The following is a 212-nucleotide window of genomic DNA, read 5'->3' on the forward strand; positions in this document are numbered from 1 at the left end:
GTGTAGCTGACTGATACTAATCGATCGAGGACTTAACCAAACTTTTAAAAGCGTAAGCTTTACTCAGCAAACTGTTATCTAGTTTTGAAAGAATAAATCTTTCGAAAAAAAAGTATTGCTTTCTTTATAAAATAGTGTATAATATAATATGTCTGGTGGCGATAGCGAAGAGGTCACACCCGTTCCCATACCGAACACGGAAGTTAAGCTCT

General features: G+C 35.8%; 1 rRNA gene. It reads left to right on the forward strand.

The window, feature by feature from the left end:
* Positions 1–151 precede the first annotated feature (151 nt).
* Positions 152–212: ribosomal RNA gene (gene rrf / locus SB717_RS40205) — 5S ribosomal RNA — on the forward strand; the annotation flags it as partial.

This window comes from Priestia sp. SIMBA_032, from assembly GCF_046535215.1.
GTDB classification, from domain to species: Bacteria; Bacillota; Bacilli; order Bacillales; family Bacillaceae_H; genus Priestia; species Priestia aryabhattai.